The organism is Asanoa sp. NPDC049573, assembly GCF_040676615.1.
Lineage (GTDB): Bacteria > Actinomycetota > Actinomycetes > Mycobacteriales > Micromonosporaceae > Asanoa.
In genome coordinates this window covers 564,183-580,755 of the sequence record NZ_JBFAPI010000003.1, presented here as the reverse complement: position 1 = coordinate 580,755, position 16,573 = coordinate 564,183, and the positions used below count along the sequence as shown (strand labels likewise).

The 16,573-nt window shown below is 71.1% G+C and carries 15 protein-coding genes; 4 read left to right on the top strand and 11 right to left on the bottom strand.

Annotated elements, in window-relative coordinates; all coding sequences use genetic code 11:
- Positions 1-1,305, top strand: a complete 1,305-nt coding sequence (locus tag AB0J74_RS09715; protein ID WP_363446463.1) for a DUF58 domain-containing protein — start codon at positions 1-3, stop codon at positions 1,303-1,305.
- On the opposite strand, the gene AB0J74_RS09710 is transcribed toward AB0J74_RS09715, so the two are convergent.
- The gene (locus AB0J74_RS09710) at positions 1,302-2,276 is read right to left on the bottom strand and encodes an RDD family protein (protein ID WP_363446461.1); all 975 of its coding nucleotides are present in this window, start codon (positions 2,274-2,276) and stop codon (positions 1,302-1,304) included. The two genes, AB0J74_RS09715 and AB0J74_RS09710, sit on opposite strands and share 4 nt — an antisense overlap.
- A gap of 24 nt (positions 2,277-2,300) precedes the next feature.
- On the opposite strand from AB0J74_RS09710, the gene AB0J74_RS09705 reads away from it, so the two are divergent.
- Positions 2,301-3,374: a stage II sporulation protein M gene (locus tag AB0J74_RS09705; RefSeq protein WP_363446459.1), complete on the top strand. Its 1,074-nt coding sequence runs from the start codon at positions 2,301-2,303 to the stop codon at positions 3,372-3,374.
- 140 nt (positions 3,375-3,514) lie between these two features.
- The gene (locus AB0J74_RS09700; protein ID WP_363446457.1) at positions 3,515-4,189 is read left to right on the top strand and encodes a hypothetical protein; all 675 of its coding nucleotides are present in this window, start codon (positions 3,515-3,517) and stop codon (positions 4,187-4,189) included.
- A 78-nt stretch (positions 4,190-4,267) separates the two neighbouring features.
- On the opposite strand, the gene efeB is transcribed toward AB0J74_RS09700, so the two are convergent.
- Genes efeB through efeU form a run of 3 tightly spaced genes read right to left on the bottom strand, consistent with a single transcriptional unit; the run spans position 4,268 to position 7,574 of the window.
- Positions 4,268-5,536, bottom strand: coding sequence for an iron uptake transporter deferrochelatase/peroxidase subunit (gene efeB, locus AB0J74_RS09695; RefSeq protein WP_363446455.1), 1,269 nt, complete (start codon positions 5,534-5,536; stop codon positions 4,268-4,270).
- An 8-nt stretch (positions 5,537-5,544) separates the two neighbouring features.
- A complete protein-coding gene (gene efeO, locus AB0J74_RS09690) occupies positions 5,545-6,684 on the bottom strand; it encodes an iron uptake system protein EfeO (RefSeq protein WP_363446453.1) in 1,140 nt (379 codons plus the stop codon).
- A 14-nt stretch (positions 6,685-6,698) separates the two neighbouring features.
- The gene (gene efeU, locus AB0J74_RS09685; RefSeq protein ID WP_363446451.1) at positions 6,699-7,574 is read right to left on the bottom strand and encodes an iron uptake transporter permease EfeU; all 876 of its coding nucleotides are present in this window, start codon (positions 7,572-7,574) and stop codon (positions 6,699-6,701) included.
- A gap of 108 nt (positions 7,575-7,682) precedes the next feature.
- Here efeU and AB0J74_RS09680 point away from each other — a divergent pair, with 108 nt between their 5' ends.
- Positions 7,683-7,841, top strand: a complete 159-nt coding sequence (locus tag AB0J74_RS09680) for a hypothetical protein (RefSeq protein WP_363446449.1) — start codon at positions 7,683-7,685, stop codon at positions 7,839-7,841.
- A 70-nt stretch (positions 7,842-7,911) separates the two neighbouring features.
- Here AB0J74_RS09680 and ahcY read toward each other — a convergent pair whose 3' ends face one another.
- From ahcY to AB0J74_RS09645, 7 genes are all read right to left on the bottom strand, one after another.
- On the bottom strand, positions 7,912-9,405 hold the full coding sequence (gene ahcY, locus AB0J74_RS09675) for an adenosylhomocysteinase (RefSeq protein WP_363446447.1): 1,494 nt from the start codon (positions 9,403-9,405) through the stop codon (positions 7,912-7,914).
- Positions 9,406-9,840: 435 nt separating this feature from the next.
- Entirely contained in the window at positions 9,841-10,965 is a 1,125-nt protein-coding gene (gene manA, locus AB0J74_RS09670; protein WP_363446445.1) for a mannose-6-phosphate isomerase, class I, read from the bottom strand.
- 604 nt (positions 10,966-11,569) lie between these two features.
- Positions 11,570-12,544: a cation diffusion facilitator family transporter gene (locus AB0J74_RS09665; RefSeq protein ID WP_363446443.1), complete on the bottom strand. Its 975-nt coding sequence runs from the start codon at positions 12,542-12,544 to the stop codon at positions 11,570-11,572.
- 10 nt (positions 12,545-12,554) lie between these two features.
- Positions 12,555-13,769 carry an SIS domain-containing protein gene (locus AB0J74_RS09660; protein WP_363446442.1) on the bottom strand — a complete coding sequence of 405 codons (1,215 nt, stop codon included), beginning with the start codon at positions 13,767-13,769 and terminating at the stop codon, positions 12,555-12,557.
- Positions 13,769-13,969, bottom strand: a complete 201-nt coding sequence (locus AB0J74_RS09655) for a Trm112 family protein (protein ID WP_363446440.1) — start codon at positions 13,967-13,969, stop codon at positions 13,769-13,771. Before AB0J74_RS09655 ends, AB0J74_RS09660 begins: the two co-directional genes overlap by 1 nt.
- A 47-nt stretch (positions 13,970-14,016) precedes the next feature.
- A complete protein-coding gene (locus tag AB0J74_RS09650; RefSeq protein WP_363446438.1) occupies positions 14,017-15,399 on the bottom strand; it encodes a phosphomannomutase/phosphoglucomutase in 1,383 nt (460 codons plus the stop codon).
- A gap of 120 nt (positions 15,400-15,519) precedes the next feature.
- A complete protein-coding gene (locus AB0J74_RS09645) occupies positions 15,520-16,443 on the bottom strand; it encodes a hypothetical protein (RefSeq protein ID WP_363446436.1) in 924 nt (307 codons plus the stop codon).
- Positions 16,444-16,573: the final 130 nt, after the last annotated feature.

Sequence of the window (16,573 nt, the reverse complement as noted above, 5' to 3'; positions counted from 1 at the left end):
ATGGTCACCTGGCGGGCCGCCCTGCTGCTCGGCGTCGCGGCGCTCACCCTCCCACTGTGGCCGTCACCCTGGTGGGCCGCGGCCGGGCTCGGCGCTCTGGTGCTCGCCGCATCCATTGTGGACGCGGCGTTGGCCGCGCCGCTGCGCGACATCGCGTTGTCCCGGCGGGGCGACTCCTCGGTGCGGTTGGGCCAGTCGGCCGAGGTGCGGTTGCTGGTGCACAACGGCGGCGTGCGCCCGTTGCGCGGCGAGATCCGCGACGCCTGGGTGCCCTCGGCCGGCGCGGTCACCCCGCCGGGCCGGGTCGTCGTGCCGCCCGGCACGACCGTGACGCTGCCGGCGACGCTGACCCCGACCCGGCGCGGCGACCGGCCGGCGGTGCGGGTGACCGTGCGTTCGCACGGCCCGCTGGGCCTGGCCTTCCGGCAACGGGCCGGGCGGCCCGCGACGCCGCCCTGGCGCGTCCGGGTGCTCCCCCGCTTCGCGTCGCGCCAGTTGCTGCCGGAGAAGACGGCCCGGCTGCGGGTGCTCGACGGCACGATCGTGACCCGCGGCCGCGGCCAGGGCACCGAGTTCGACGCCCTGCGCGAGTACGTGATCGGCGACGACGTCCGCTCGATCGACTGGCGGGCCAGCGCCCGCCGCTCCGACGTCATGGTGCGCACCTGGCGCCCCGAGCGCGACCGCCGGGTCGTCTGCGTGCTCGACACCGGCCGCACCTCGGCGGTCCGGATCGGCGACGAGCCCCGCCTGGACGCCGCGATGGACGCCGCCCTGTTGCTGGCCACCCTCGCCGCCCGCGCCGGCGACCAGGTCGACCTGCTGGCCGTCGACACCGCCGTGCGCGCCTCGGTCTCCGGCGCCGGCCGGCAGGCGTTGCTGGCCCGGCTGGTCAACGCCCTCGCACCGCTCGAACCGGCGCTGGTCGAGACCGACTTCGAACTCGTCGTCGGCGAGGTGCTCCGCCGGGAACGCAAGCGGGCCCTGATCGTGCTGTTCACCGCGCTCGAACCGGGCGCGCTGGGCGAGGGCCTGCTGCCGGTGCTCCCCCGGCTGGTGGCCCGCCACAAGGTCGTCGTGGCCGCCACCCACGACCCGGTGCTGCGCGACCTGACCACCCGTGCGCCGCAGACCCCCGCCGACGTCTACGCGGCCGCGGCCGGCCACCGCGCGCTCGCCGAACGCGACCGGGTGGCCTCGGCCCTGCGCCGCGGCGGCGTCGAGGTGGTCGACGCACCCGCGACCGAGTTCGCCGGCGCGGTCGCCGACACCTACCTCACGCTGAAGGCGCTCGCCCGGCTCTAGGCCCGATCCGGCGGAGAGGCCCTGAAGACCGGCCACGCCAGCGGTGGTGTCGGGTCTTCGGAGTAGGGAGACCCCGGCCGCACCAGCATCGCGGCCGGCGCGTGCACCGTCTCGACCGGTGGCGGCTCGACCTGCCTCGGCACCAGTTCCGGCCAGATCGCACTGCTGACCGCGCGGGCCCGGGCGAGCCGGGCCCGGGAGCGCCGGTGCCGCTCGGCGATCACCGCGGCCAGGTAGGCCCAGCCCGGCACGCCCGCCGGCGCCGGCGGCGTGGTGACCGCCGCGAGTTCGGCCGCCAGGGCCCGCCCGAGGTTGCTGCGGGCCGGCTCGCGCAGGTCGCGGCCGCGGGCCAGGAAGTGCCGCACGGCCAGCGCCAGGTCGTCGGAAACGCCGGTCAGGTCGAGGGTCAACGCCCAGCCGGCGAGCGGCGGCGGCATGCCCGGCACCCAACCCCAGCTGGCCGGCGTGCGCTCGTGGATGACCATGGTGCCGGCGACCAGGTCGCCCAGGCGCTTGCCGCGCGGGTTGCCCAACATGGTCGCCAGCGCGGCGATCCAGGTGACCGGTGGCAGCAGCACACCCGGCCACTCGGTGGCCACCCCGACCAGGCTGCGGGTCAGCGCGTGCCGCAGCCGCACCGGACCGCCGTCGTCCCGGACCACCCGAAGGCCCAGGGCCGCCTTGCCGACCGTACGCCCGCGAAAGAGGGTTTCGCAGGTGACCGGGTAGCCGACCAGCAGCAGCACGGTGGCGACGACGACGATGCCCTGCCAGGTCGCATAGTCGAGATCCAGCGGCATCGCGCTCAGCACGATCGACCCGATCGCGAACAGCACCAGAGCGATGACCACCAGCACCACCAGGTCGAGCAGCAGCGCGGTGACCCGCGATCCGGCGCGGGCGGCGCGCACCTCGAGCTCGACGGCTTCGCCGGTGACGACCCGGTCGGAGGGGAGTGGTTGCGCGCTCACCCGCACAGTGAACACTATGAACCCGTGGATCTCGACGCCTACGTTGCCGAGCACGACGCCGAGTGGCGCCGGCTGGAAAACCTGTCGAGCAAACGTCGCCTCTCCGCCTCCGAGGTCGACGAGCTCGTCACGCTCTACCAGCGATCGGCGACGCACCTGTCGGTGGTCCGCAGCCGCACACCCGACCCGGCCCTGATCGCCAGGTTGTCGCGCCTGGTGCTGAGCGGCCGGGCGGCGATCTCTCCCGGCCCGCGGATGCGCCTGGCCGATGTCGGGCGCTTCTTCACCACGGGATTCCCGCTCGCGGCCTACCGCGCCTGGCCGTGGTGGTGTGCGGTGTCGACGGTCTTCACGGTGCTCAGCTTCTTCCTGATGTTCTACACGGCCGAGCACCCGGAGGTGGCCCGCACGCTGATCGGCGACGCGGCCGCGCGCCGGCTGGTCGACACCGAGTTCGCCGCCTACTACTCCGAATACTCGCCGCACACGTTCGCGTTCTCGCTGTGGACGCACAACGCGTGGCTTTCGGTGCAGTGCCTGGCGTCGGGCGTGCTGATCGTGCCGGTTCTCTGGCTGTTGTGGAACAACGCCCTCAACGTCGGCCTGAGCGGCGGCGTGATGATCCAGTACGGCGAGGCCGAGCAGTTCTTCAGCCTGATCACGCCGCACGGGCTGCTGGAGCTGACCGGTGTCTACGTCGCGGCCGGCGTCGGCCTGCGCATCGCCGGGGCCTGGATCCGGCCGCCGCGGCATCTGACCCGCACCCGCTCGGTCGCCGCGGCGGGCCGCGAGGGGCTGCTGGTGGCGGTCGGGCTGGTCTTCCTGTTCGCCGTCTCCGGCGTGATCGAGGCGTTCGTGACGCCGTCGTCGCTGCCCGCCGCCTTGAAGATCGCCATCGGGGCGGTCGCGTGGTTGGGCTTTCTCGGATATGTGGTGGTCTTCGGTTCGGCGGCGCACCAGGCGGCGAAGGCCCGCGCCGCCGCCGAGGCGGAGGCGGCCCGCGCGCTGGCACTGGCTGGCCCCGACCGTCTGATGAGCACGATCGACTCGGGTACGTCCGACGCACCACCGTTGCCGGTGCCGGCCAGCCTTACCTGACCGCTTCGTTCTGCCGCCCGTCTGTCCACGCCCGGCCCGGCGTGCCGCCGGTCACATTCGCGTGACTAGAGTTAGACACTAGAGTAACTCTTTAGCGGAGCACTCAGGGTGGTTGGTCGCAGGCTCAACGAGGGAGACGAATGGGCACTCAACAGGCGGTCGCGAACGGGCAGCCCGCAGCCGTGGAAAGCAGCGTGCGCCGGCGATTGCGGGCCGTGGCGACGTGGGCGGCGTTCGTCGGCGGGCCGGTGTTCCTGGTCGGAACGATCCTGCACCCGGCCCGCGACGGTTGGGGAATGGCGAAGGTCGGCGAGCTCTACGGCCTGACGCACGACGTGCAGGCCACGGGCCTGCTGCTCCAGGTGGTCAGCCTGGCCAGCATGCTGGCACTGGGCCTGGGCGTGCGGTCACGCCGCGACCTGACCGGCTGGTACGCCAGCCTCGTCGGCACCCTGCTGTGGTTCGCGCTGATCGTCTTCGACGGCTCGCACAACCCGGTGCGGGCGCACTACGAACCCAGCCTCGTGCACACCACGAGCGACCTCGACGCCCCGTCGGCGCTCATCGTCTTCCCCGCCCTGCTCATCTTCCCGACCGGCTACGCGGTGCTCGCGTTCGCGCTGCGCCGCGTCGGGATGACGGCCGTCGCCGTGCTGCTCAGCGTCGGATCGCTGGTCTACACCGTCGGCGGGGTGTTCATCTTCACGTCCGGGCCGGGTTTCCCACTCATCCAGATCTTCGAGGTCGCCGGCGCCGCGGCGTTCGCACTCGGCTACGTCCTGCTCGGCCGCCGCGCGTCAGTGGAGCGGCCTTAGCCCCTTGCTCCGCACCCTTGCGGGAAGCGTCGGACGGCCCCGGCGCTTCCCGCACGGGTGCGGAGCAAGGAGCAAGGCTCAGGCGAAGAGCGCCTGGCCCCAGAAATCGCCGGCGTCCTTGACGCCGCCGGGGCAGGCGAACAGCGCGCTCGACACGTGCCGGATGTATTCGTTCATCACGTCGTGGCGGGCGAGTTGCAACTGGATCGGCACGAACTGCTTGTGCGGGTCCCGCTGGAACGAAATGAAGAACAGCCCCGCGTTGAGCCGCCCCAGGCCGTCGGACCCATCGACGAAGTTGTAGCCGCGGCGCAGGATCCGGGCCCCGCCGTTCTGGCTGTGATGCGCCAGCTTCACGTGCGCGACGTCCGCGATCGCCGGCTTGCCGTCCGGACCCTTGACCGCGAAGTCGAGTTCGTCGAACTCGTTCTGGTGGCCCAGCGGCGCACCGCTGCCCTTGGCTCGGCCGACGATCTCCTCCTGCTCACCAAGCGCGGTGCGGTCCCACGTCTCGATGATCATGCGGATCTTCCGGGCCACCAGGTAGGACCCACCGTCCATCCAGGACTGGCCGTCGCTGCCACGGGCCCACAGGTGCTCGTCGAGCAACGCGGTGTCTTCGGCCTTCAGGTTCGCGGTGCCGTCCTTGAAACCGAACAGGTTGCGCGGCGTGGCCTGGTCGCGCGACGTCGACGAGGTGCGGCCGAAGCCGAGCTGCGACCACCGTACGCTGACCACGCCCATGCCGATCCGGGCCAGGTTGCGGATCGCGTGCACCGCCACCTGCGGGTCGTTGGCGCACGCCTGCACGCACAGGTCGCCGCCGGAGATCTCGGGTTGGAGCGCGTCGCCGGGGAACTTCGGCAGCTCGGCGAGCGCGGCCGGGCGTTTCGCGGCCAGGCCGAACCGGTCCACACCGGACGCGTCCCGGAACAGACCCGGGCCGAAGCCGACGGTCAGCGTCAGGCCGGCGGGCGGCAGGTCGAGCGCCTCGCCGGTGTCGTCGGGTGGCGCCTCCGGGATGCCGTTGACCGCGCCGATCGTGCCGGCGTCCTGGCCGGCCGTCATCCGGGCCGCGGCCGCCGACCAGTCTTTCAGCATCGACACCAGGCGGTCGCGGTCTTTCGTGATCACGTCGAACGCGACGAAGTGCAGCCGGTCCTGTGCCGGCGTGATGATGCCCGCCTGGTGGTCGCCGTGAAACGGGACAGCGCCGCTGGCCGCCGCCGTTGGGACCGAAGGATCCGAGTCAGCGGCCAGCACGGCCGACGCGCCGGCGGCGGCGCCCGCGATGCCGGCCACGCCGACACCGGCGAGCGTCATCGCCTGACGACGAGAGATTCCCATCGGTGGACCTACCCCGCCACCACGGCGGCGACCTTGCTGATCGGCTCGGCCAGCGCGTTGATCACGTCGGAGAGCCCCTTCAGGTCGGCCTGCGACAGTTCGTTGTGGAGCTTCCAGCCGTCGCCGTCGCGGTGCTTGGCCAGCTCGGCGTCGACGTTGGCGAACTCGGTGTCGAGCTGCTTGACCAGGTCGGTGTTGCGCTGCTCGAGAGCCGGCCGAAGCGCGGCGATGGCCGCCTTGGATCCTTCGACGTTGGCGTTGAAGTCCCAGAGGTCGGTGTGCGAGTAGCGGTCCTCCTCGCCGGTGATCTTCCCGGTGGCGACCTCGTCGAGCAGCTCCTTGGCGCCGTTGGCCAGCTGCAGCGGCGAGAGCTGCTCGGCCTGCGCCCTGGCGACGATCTCCTTGACGTTGACCAGCAGCTCGTCGGCCATCGGGCCCGACTTGGAGATGTCGCCGGTTTTCCACAGGTCGCGCTCGAGCGCGTGGAAGCCGGTGAACTTCATGCCCTCTTCGACGACCTCTTCGCGGCCGTCGATCTTCGGGTCGAGGTCACCGAAGATCTCGGCGACCGGCTCGATCCGCTCCCAGTAGGTGCGGGCGACCGGGAACAGTGCCTTGGCCTTCGCGACGTCGCCGGCCTTGACCGCGTCGGTGAACTCCTGGGTCTTGGTCAACAGGGCGTCGGTCTGGCTCTTGACGTAGCGCGAGTAGTTGCCGGTGGCGTCCTTGAGCGCGGCGTCCTCGGTGAGCGGCGCGGACGAGCCGTTGACCTTCAGCGGGCCGCGGATGCCCTTGCCGCTCATGCCGGGCTTGCAGGCCGTCTCGTAGGTCCCGGCGGCCAGCTCGACGTGCAGCTCACGACTCAGGCCCGGCGCGATGTTCTCGACCTCGCCCATCACCCGGTCGCCGGCGGCGTACACGTAGAACTCGGTGACCTTCCCGCCCTTGTTGGTGACCTTGAATTGCACGGTGCCGGCGTCGACATCCGTGACGCCGACCTCGCAGGCTGAGTCGGTGGCGTTGACCGTGATCGGCCCACCGGCCGCCGTCTCCGCGCCCGACCCGGCGTTGTCGTCGCTGCTGGAGCAGGCGGCGAGACCACCAGCCAACAGGGCGACCGCGACGGTCGCGAGGTATCTGCTGCGCATTCAAGAACTCCCGATCAGGACTTCTGCGTGGTGGACGCAGGGGTTGCGGTCGTCGTTTCCGCCGGCACCGCGGCAGGCGCGGGCTTGCGCTTCGCCGGCTTGAGGAAAATCGCCAACACCGGGATGCCGTACGCCACCCAGGCGATCGTCTCCAGCACCGTCGGTGCCGGGGTGATGTTGAACATTCCGGCCAGAACGCTGCCGTACCAGGAACTCGGGTCGAGCGTGCCGCTGATGTCGAACGCGAGCGTGTTGAGGCCCGGCAGCACGCCGGACTCCTGGAAGTCGTGCACCGCGTACTTGAGGATGCCCGCGGCGACCAGGATCAGCAGGGCGCCGGTCCAGGTGAAGAACTTGCCGAGGTTGATCCGCACGGCGGTGCCGTAGAGCAGGATGCCGATCACGATGGCGCTGGCGACGCCGCCGATCAACGAGTAGAGCGGGCCGCCGTCGGTGCGCACGCCCTGGACCGCGGAGTAGAAGATCAGCGCGGTCTCCAGGCCCTCGCGGACGACGGCCAGGAACGCCATCACCGCGACGGCGATCGAGCCGACCGCGAGCGCGTCGGTGAGCTTCGTGCGCAGCTCACCGGCGATCGACCGGGCGGCCCTGCGCATCCAGAAGATCATCCAGGTGACGAACACGACCGCGGCCAGCGAGGTGATCGCCTCGAACAGCTCGCGGTCCTTGTAGTCGGCCAAGAGCGAGGTGCTCGTGTAGGTGAGCATCCAGCCGAAGAGGACGGAGACGGCGACCGCGATCGCGACGCCGACCCAGACCTGGACCAGCCGGTCCTTGCGCTGTGACTTGACGAGGAAGGCGACAAGGATGCTGACCACGAGGGTCGCTTCCAGACCTTCGCGCAGACCGATCAGGTAAGTGGCGAACATGTCGCGGGGCTCCGGTCACGCTCGGTGATAGGTACGCCTTAGTAAGGGCAGCCATACCTTCTCTCCGGTCGGGCGCGAAGTCAAGTTAGGTGTGTAACGTCTCGGCGTGTGAAGGCGTTCGTGCCGTGGCTGACCGTGCTCGCACTGGTCTACGTGCTCAACCTGGTTCACCTGCGGCCGCTCGCCACGGCGCTCGCGGTGGGCTGGCTGCTCTATTGCGTGTGGACCTGGGTGCGCCCGAAACGCCGCCAGAACACCACTGACTAGCGACAGCGCAGAGATAGACGAAGGCCCCCCGCCGGGCGTACCGGCGAAGGGCCTTCGTGCTTGATTTCGATCAGTAGCGGTAGTGGTCCGGCTTGTAGGGGCCCTCGACCGGGACGCCGAGGTAGCCGGCCTGCTCCTTGCTCAGCTCGGTGAGGTGGACGCCGAGCGCGTCGAGGTGCAACCGGGCGACCTTCTCGTCGAGGTGCTTGGGCAGGGTGTAGACGCCGACCGGGTACTGGTCGAGCTTGGTGAACAGCTCGATCTGGGCGATCGTCTGGTTGCTGAAGCTGTTGGACATCACGAAGCTCGGGTGCCCGGTCGCGTTGCCCAGGTTGAGCAGGCGGCCCTCGGACAGCACGATCACCGAGTGGCCGTCGTCGAAGCGCCACTCGTCGACCTGCGGCTTGATGTTGATCCGCGTGGTGTCGGGGCGCTTCGCGAGACCGGCCATGTCGATCTCGTTGTCGAAGTGCCCGATGTTGCCGACGATCGCCTGGTGCTTCATCCGCGCCATGTGCTCGTTGGTGATCACGTTGAAGCACCCGGTCGCGGTCACGAAGATGTCGGCCGTCTCGACCACGTCTTCGAGGGTGGCCACCTGGTAGCCGTCCATCGCCGCCTGCAGCGCGCAGATCGGGTCGATCTCGGTGACGATGACCCGGGCGCCCTGGCCGCGGAGGCTCTCCGCGCAGCCCTTGCCGACGTCGCCGTAGCCGGCCACCACCGCGACCTTGCCGCCGATCAGCACGTCGGTGGCCCGGTTGATGCCGTCGATCAGCGAGTGGCGGCAGCCGTACTTGTTGTCGAACTTCGACTTGGTGACCGAGTCGTTGACGTTGATCGCCGGGAAGAGCAGGCTGCCGCTCTGCTGCATCTCGTAGAGGCGGTGCACGCCGGTGGTGGTCTCCTCGGTGACGCCCTTGATGCCGGCGGCGACCCGGGTCCAGCGGCGGTTGTCCTCCTGGAGCGAGCGGTTGAGCACGCCGAGGATGACGGCGTATTCCTCCGAGTCGGCGGTGTCTGCGCTTGGCACCGCGCCAAGACCTTCGAACTGCGCACCCTTGTGTACGAGCAGCGTGGCGTCGCCGCCGTCGTCGAGGATCATGTTGGGGCCCTGGCCGTCGGGCCACAGCAGCACCTGCTCGGTGCACCACCAGTATTCCTCGAGGGTCTCGCCCTTCCAGGCGTAGACCGGGACACCGGCCGGCGCCTCGGGCGTGCCGGCGGGGCCGACCACGATCGCGGCCGCGGCGTGGTCCTGGGTCGAGAAGATGTTGCAGGACGCCCAGCGGACCTGCGCGCCGAGCGCGGTGAGGGTCTCGATGAGCACCGCCGTCTGGATGGTCATGTGCAGCGACCCGGTGATCCGGGCGCCCTTCAGCGGCTGGGTCGCGGCGAACTCGCGGCGGAGCGACATCAGGCCGGGCATCTCGTGCTCGGCGAGCTGGATCTCCTTGCGTCCGAAGGCGGCGAGGCTCAGGTCGGCCACCTTGAAGTCGCCCTCGGCGAGGGTGCGCGGACGGTCACCGGTCGACGCGTCGTGCGCCGGAAGGGTGCTGGTCATGAAAGCTCCTAGTCGGTCGCGCTTCGTTGGCGACATGTTGGGCTCAGCGCCTGATCGATGTTGGGCTCAGCGTCTGATCGCGACCATCGAGCTTACGCGGAGCAGCGTTACCCCGCGCCGCCGCACGCCCTGTGGCGTGGTGGCGGCCGGTCCGGGTCTGGCGGGCCAAGCCGGGAGCCCCCGTCCGCACATAGCGCACGGGGCGGTGGGTGGTCGGCGGATAAACCGCTCAACCCCACACCGCCCCGTGCATCCCCCCGGTTTGGTTCCCCCGCGCGTGACTCGGACCTTCGTCGCGATAACGCTGCGTGGTTATAGAGTCACACCGCGCAGTCTTCCCTGTCAAGAGAATGCGGATATTTCCTGATCTGTTCTCACGGGATGGCCGCCCACGCGGTCCACTGCCTTCGCTCCGCCGGTGAGGCGCCTGTGCGCTCAGTGACCTAGCGAGCCGACGTAGACCGCACCAGCACCGGCGATCATGAGCGGCCCGGCACCGGCCGGACCCACCGCGGCGCGTCCCGGAGTGAGCGAGACCACACCCGTGGCGTCTCCGATCGTGACCTCACCGGCCGTGCAGAGCGCCAGAACGGCCCCGTCGAGCCGCAGTTCGGTGGGGCGGATGACACGGTGGAGGGAGAAGTCGTCGACCGGGACGGGCCAGGTGACGACCCCCGGCGCCACCTCCACGGGCTTGACCACCGGGTCGTGAAGGACGTCGAAGCGCAGGACCTGGAGCAACTCGCCCACGTCGACCCGCTTGGGCGTCAGGCCGCCGCGCAGGACGTTGTCGCTGGCTGCCATGATCTCGACCCCGGTGCCGGCGAGGTAGGAGTGCAGGTTGCCGGCCGGCATCCAGACCGCGTCACCCGGCTCCAGGCTGACCGGGTTGAGCAGCAGCGCGACCAGCACGCCGGGGTCGCTCGGGTAGTGCGCCGCCAGCCGCCGCACGAGCGCGAGGTCATCGGCCGGCGCGTTCGGGCCGCCCGCGGTGACCAGGGAGACCAGGTCGGCGCGCTTGCCGGGCCAGGTCAGCAGCAGCTCGACCGCGTCGGCGATCTCACCGCGGCGCAGGTGGGCGACCACCGGGTCGAGGGCCGGGCCGCCGAGGGCCTCCAGCGCGTCGGCGGACCGTCGCGGGTCGCGGAAGCCGCAGAGGGCGTCGAACGGCTCGATCGCGACGAGAAGTTCGGGCTTGTGGTTGGCGTCGACGTAGTTGGGGTCGCCGGCCGCGAACCGCTCCCGCGCGTGTTCGAGGTCGGGATGGGCCTGCAGCGAGAGCGGTGCCTCGGCCGCGAGCAGCTTCATGAGGAACGGCAGGCGCGGCCCGAACCGGGCCACGGTCTGGCTGCCGAGCCAGCCGGTCGGCGCCGCGGCGATCGCTTCGGCCAGGCTCACCGGACCGTCCTCGCCGTCTAATGTCGACGGTGCGCCGGGGTGTGCGCCGACCCAGAGCTCGGCCTCGGGGCCGGCGCTGGGCACCGCGCGACCCTGTAGTCGGGCGAGCACGGTGCGCGAACCCCATGCGTAGTCACGGATAGGGCTATCGAGTGATTCCACTGTGGCCAGTCCCTGGGTAAGCGGTGTCGCGCGGATCGTGCTGCTGGGTTTCCGCGTCCAGGCGCACGCGGAGGTCGGTCGGCCGCCGAGGGGGCGGCGCAGCGATCATCGCCCGCGCCCGCAAGGCCTTAGCCCACGGCGTCGTGCTGCGGTGATGCACGCGACACCCCCTCGCACCGTCGGTCGGCGGCACCTGGTGCTGCTCGGGCCGCCTGGAGAGTCTGGTGCACGCCGCCCCAGCGCCCTGGACCGCCCGCGTGCCGGGCCGCCCTCCGCTTCGCGTTGGTCTCCCCCTTCGCACCGGCATTCGCTCCGCTTCGCGCCGCTCCGCTTGGGGTCTGGCCGCGGCCTCGGGCCGCTCTCCCCTTCGGGCCGCAATCCGCTCGGGCCGCACTCCACCTCGGGCCGCCCTCCGCTCGGGCCGCGCCCAGAATCGGGCCGCAATCCGCTCGGCCGCTCTCTGCTTCACACTGGCCTCCGCCTTGGGCCGCACACCGCGTCGGGCTCCCCCGCCGCCGGCCGCACTCCGCGTGGCTCCCCCTCCGCCGGGCCGCTCTCCGCGTCGGGGCCACCCCCTCCGCTCGACCGGTCGGCCCGGCTCGGCCTAGTGGGTGGTGATGCCTTCTGCGGTTTCGGCGGCGGCGCCGTCGCCGGCCTTGGCTGCCCGGTTGCTGAAGATGTCTGGCTCGAGGTAGATCACGCGGGCGATCGGGACCGCTTCGCGGATCCGGGCCTCCGCGGCGTTGATCGCCCTGGCCAGGTCTTCGGCCGTTTCGTTGGGCGTCACCGCGATCTTCGCGGCGACCAGGAGTTCTTCGGGACCCAGGTGCAGGGTCTTCATGTGGATGATCCGCTCGATCCCGGGACCGCTGACCAGGGCGCGCTCGATCGCCTGGACGTTTTCCGGGCTGGCGCCCTCGCCGAGCAGCAGGCTCTTGGTCTCGATCGCCAGGACGATCGCGATCGCCACGAGGAGGAGGCCGATCATCGCGGTGCCGGCCGCGTCCCACTTGCCGTTGTGGGTGGCCAGCGTCATCGAGACGCCGAACAGCGCGAAGACCAGGCCGAGCAGCGCGCCGATGTCTTCGAGGAGCACGACCGGCAGCTCGGGCGCCTTCGCCCGGCGGACGAACGCGACCCACGAGGCCTTGGCGCGGATCGGGTTGGACTCCTTGACCGCGGTGCGCAACGAGTAGGACTCGAGGGCGATCGCGACGATCAGCACCGCGATCGGCACCCACTGCCACGAGTCGAAGCCGTGCGGGTCCTGCCACTTGTGCCAGGCCTCGTAGAGGGCGAACAGGCCACCGACACTGAACAGGATGATCGAGACGATGAACGCGTAGATGTAGCGCTCACGCCCGTACCCGAAGGGGTGTTCGGGTGTTGCCTTGCGGCTCGCGCGCCGGCCGCCGATCAGCAGCAGCGCCTGGTTGCCCGAGTCGGCGACCGAGTGGATCGCCTCCGCGAGCATCGACGACGAGCCCGTTAGCACAAATGCCACGAACTTGGTGACTGCGATGCCGAGGTTCGCGGAAAGCGCCGCGATGATCGCTCGGGTGCCGCCGCCAGCACTCATGTCACTGCGCTCATGGGTTGGAAAGCTCCTTCATCTCGGAAACGGCCGGAACCGCCATGGGGTCGAGACCGTGTGCGAGAGCAAGATAAACCGAAGCGAAGTCGGGGACGGCGACCAGGGACGCCAACCGCTCCAGCGACGACCCGCCCTCGGCGGTGAGCACGTCGCACCGCACCCCGCGCCGCTCGGCCAGGGTCTGGATCGCGTCGGCGCGCCGCTCTTCGACCGCGAACGGCTCGTCGGTGTCGTCGTCGGCGTTGAGCCCGCCGTCGCGCAGCAGCACCACCCGGAGCCGGCTGGACTGCTCGCCGTCTTCGTCGTCGCCGAACGGGTCGGCGAAGATGTCGCGGTCGGACTCGACCAGGCCACCGAAGACGCCGTCGAGCAGGCCCACGCGGCCACGCCCGGCCTCGCCGAGCGCACCGGCGACCACCGGATAGCGGGCGTTGGCCGACAGCGTGTCAGCGAACCGCCGAGCGGCCACCGTCGCCAGCGGCGACGAGCCCCAGACGATCGGCACGGAGCCGGCCAAGCCCAGGGCCAGCGACTTCGCCGGGTTGACGAACGACTCGGCACTCGGGCGGCAGCGCTCGGCGTCGGCGTCGAGCCGGGTCGCGGTCTCGGCGAAGTCGGCTTCGTTGACCTTGACCAGCCCCAGCGTGCGGGCTGCGAGCAGCACCGGAACCGTCAGCGCCCACAGGCTGGCGCGGGCCGGCGCACGGCGCGGCACGGGGATGAACGGGGCACGGGCGCGCTCCACCACCGACTGGAGTTCTGAGTCGGGCGCACCGATGCCCACCAGCCGGGCACCACGCCGGGCCGCGGCGTCGGCGGCGGCGAGCGCCTCCGGGCTGTGGCCCGACGCGCTGATCGCGATCACCACGTCGGCCGCCCCGACCCAGCCGGGCACACCGGCGCTGCGGTGTGCGATGACAGGCGCACGGGAGCGCGGGCCGGCGGCCATCGCCAGGATCTCGCCGGTGCGCGCGGCAGTGCCGGCGCCGGCGATCACGACCGCGCGAGGCAGCCCGTCGTCTTCGAGCGCGCTCAGGTTGGCCTCGGCCGCGAGGGCCGCCGACTCCCGGACCTGTGCGCCGGCCGAAGCCGTCATCCGCAGCATGCCGCCCGGGTCGTTTTCGGCCATCGCGTCCTGGTTGTCCAGCAGCGCCTCGTCAGCGACCCGTTGGCCGCGCAGGCCGGCGGCGCCGCCCACCGGGGAATCCATCAGCTCGCCTGCCCGCTGCCCTGAGCCGGCGGGGCCTGGCGCGCCTCGTCGAGCAGGAGGATCGGGATGTCGTCGCGCACCTCGAAGATCCGACCACACTCGGTGCAGGTCAGCGTCTGCGCCGCCGAGTCGTAGGTGAGCGGTGCGTGGTGCGTGTCAGGACACGCGAGAATGTCCAGCAACTGCTGATCCAGGGCCATCGTGCGGCTCCTTCCAGACGTGGGCGGCGGGCCGTCCGGCGACGATCTTAACTGCGGATGAGACCGAGCACCTCGTCGCGCAGTTGTGCCATGCGCGTAGCGGTGGGCGCCTCGACGTTGAGCCGGAGCAGGGGCTCGGTGTTGGAGGCGCGCAGGTTGACCCAGGCACCGTCGGCGAAGGTCAGCGTCAGCCCGTCGAGCTCGTCGACCTCGGCATCGGCATACGCGGCGCGTACGGCCTGCTGCTTGGCCTTCTGGTCTGGCACCGTCGAGTTGATCTCGCCGGACGCGACATAGCGCTCGAAATCGCCGGCCAGGACGGACAGCGGCTCCGGCTGGCCGCCGAGCGCGGCGAGCACGTGCATCGCGGCGAGCATGCCGGTGTCGGCGAACCAGAACTCGCGGAAGTAGTAGTGCGCCGAGTGCTCACCGCCGAAGACCGCGTTGGTGCGCGCCATGTCGGCCTTGATGAACGAGTGCCCGACGCGGCTGCGCACCGGGGTGCCGCCGTTTTCCTTGATGATCTCGGGGACGGCGCTCGACGTGATCAGATTGTGGATCACCGTCTCGCCGGGGTGCTTGGCCAGCTCACGGGCGGCGACCAGGGCGGTGATCGCGCTCGGACTGACCGGCTCGCCGCGCTCGTCGATCACGAAGCACCGGTCGGCGTCGCCGTCGAAGGCGAGCCCGAGGTCGGCGCCGTGCTGCACGACGGCGTGCTGCAGGTCGATCAGGTTCTTCGGCTCGAGCGGGTTGGCCTCGTGGTTGGGGAACGAGCCGTCGAGCTCGAAATAGAGCGGGACGATCGTCAGCGGCAGCCCGCCGAGGACCTGGTCACCGAGCACTGCCGGCACCGTGTAGCCACCCATGCCGTTGCCGGCGTCGACGACCAGCTTCAGCGGCCGGATGTGCGCCAGGTCGACCAACTCGCGCAGGTAACGCGCGTAGTCGGCCAGCACGTCGTGCTGCTCGGGCCGGGCGCCGGCCGGTGCCGGGATAAGTGTCGCCTCGTCGAGAATGCGCTGCGCGTTGTCGCGGATCTCCCGCAGGCCGGACTCCTGGCCGACCGGCTTGGCGCCGGCGAGGCACAGCTTGATGCCGTTGTATTTGGCCGGGTTGTGACTGGCCGTAAACATCGCGCCCGGAAGACCGAGCGAGCCCGCCGCGAAATAGAGCATGTCGGTCGAGCCGAGACCGGCCTCGACCACGCCGAGGCCCTCGCTCAGCACGCCGCGGGCGAACGCAGACGCCAGCCCGGGCGACGAGGCCCGCATGTCGTGGGCGATGACCACGCTCGTGCTGCTCGGGTGGCTCGCCGTGAGGAACTGTGCGAAGCCGGCACCCAGCGCGGCGGCGGCCTGCTCGTCCCATTGGTCCGGGACGACACCGCGGATGTCGTAGGCCTTGACGATCTGGGACAGGTCGGACAACGCACTCGCTCCTTGGACGATGCCAGCGTATCGCCGCTGAGCGTAACGGAGCGCTCCGGCGGGGTGGGGAAGGCTCTCGCGGGGCTGTGGATAACCGCGGGGCTGTGGATAACGCCGCTGTCAGTCTTCGATGCGCGGGAAGATGACCGTCGGCTGGTCGGTACCCGGGCCGGCCGCGGGGCGCATCGGAGGGAGGAAAATCGTCCCGGTTTCGGGCAGCGGCGCCGTGTGGCCGTCGCCGCCCGAGTGGCGCCCGCCGTCCGTCGCCGGCCGGTTGCCCGCCCGGTCCGCGCGCACCGAGCGCACCAGGAAGACGATCAGGCCGGCGCCCACCAGCACGAGCACCAGACCGCCGACCATGACCAGGCCGCTCATCCCGAGGAAGCCACCCTCGCCCGGGTCCTTCGGCTGGGCCGGCACGCCGACCGCGATCGGGCTCTTGGCGGGATCGTCGAACGGCGCGACCGTCGGCGGCTCCTCCGTCGGCTGCGCCGGGGTCGGCGTGGCGCGCTTGGTGGGCTTGGCCGGCGTCTTCGTGGGCGTGGCCCGGACGCCGTTGACCCGCGCCGCCGCCGACTCGCTACCGAGCAACTGGCCCCGGCCGTTGAACACCTGGCCGACGATCGTGATGCTGCCGCTCGGCGTACCCGTCGCGAAGGCGATCCGATAGCGCGCCACCGCGGTCTGCCGCTCGCAGATCCCCGCCCGGTCCGGCGCGGTGCGCTCGGTGGCCACCGCGCTGCCACCGGCGTCGGACACGATCAGTGGCCGCCACTGCCCTAGGCTGAACGTCGCGACCCGCACTTGGCTCGCTTTCATGCCGGTGGCCAGGCGGATGCCCAATCCGGTACGCACAGCGATGCAGCCACGATCACGGTGGGTGATGCTGACCGAGGCGCTGCCGGCGTTGCCACCGGCGGAGAAGGTGCGCGCGGCCTTCAGTTCGACCCGGTCGTCCGCGGCGCTGGCGGTGCCGGCGGCGAGAACGATGCCGACGCCGATCGCGCCGACCAGACCCGCACCGATCGCCAACCACGCCGACACCCGACGCCCACCGCGCCGACCCGCCATCATCACCATCTCCCGCGTCTAGTTCCGCACGCTCGGGCGACACGGTACCCGTTTCCCCTTGACACCCAGACCCGAGAAGCCTTCTAGATCGACCGTACGTAGT

Excerpts from the sequence above, each read along its gene's own strand:
- ahcY (WP_363446447.1), bottom strand. The coding sequence starts at position 9,405 with ATGACCAGCACCCTTCCGGCGCACGACGCGTCGACCGGTGACCGTCCG.
- efeB (WP_363446455.1), bottom strand. The coding sequence starts at position 5,536 with ATGGGAATCTCTCGTCGTCAGGCGATGACGCTCGCCGGTGTCGGCGTG.
- AB0J74_RS09660 (WP_363446442.1), bottom strand. The coding sequence starts at position 13,769 with ATGGATTCCCCGGTGGGCGGCGCCGCCGGCCTGCGCGGCCAACGGGTC.
- AB0J74_RS09700 (WP_363446457.1), top strand. The coding sequence starts at position 3,515 with ATGGGCACTCAACAGGCGGTCGCGAACGGGCAGCCCGCAGCCGTGGAA.
- AB0J74_RS09655 (WP_363446440.1), bottom strand. The coding sequence starts at position 13,969 with ATGGCCCTGGATCAGCAGTTGCTGGACATTCTCGCGTGTCCTGACACG.
- efeU (WP_363446451.1), bottom strand. The coding sequence starts at position 7,574 with ATGTTCGCCACTTACCTGATCGGTCTGCGCGAAGGTCTGGAAGCGACC.
- AB0J74_RS09715 (WP_363446463.1), top strand. The coding sequence starts at position 1 with ATGGTCACCTGGCGGGCCGCCCTGCTGCTCGGCGTCGCGGCGCTCACC.
- AB0J74_RS09665 (WP_363446443.1), bottom strand. The coding sequence starts at position 12,544 with ATGAGTGCTGGCGGCGGCACCCGAGCGATCATCGCGGCGCTTTCCGCG.
- efeO (WP_363446453.1), bottom strand. The coding sequence starts at position 6,684 with ATGCGCAGCAGATACCTCGCGACCGTCGCGGTCGCCCTGTTGGCTGGT.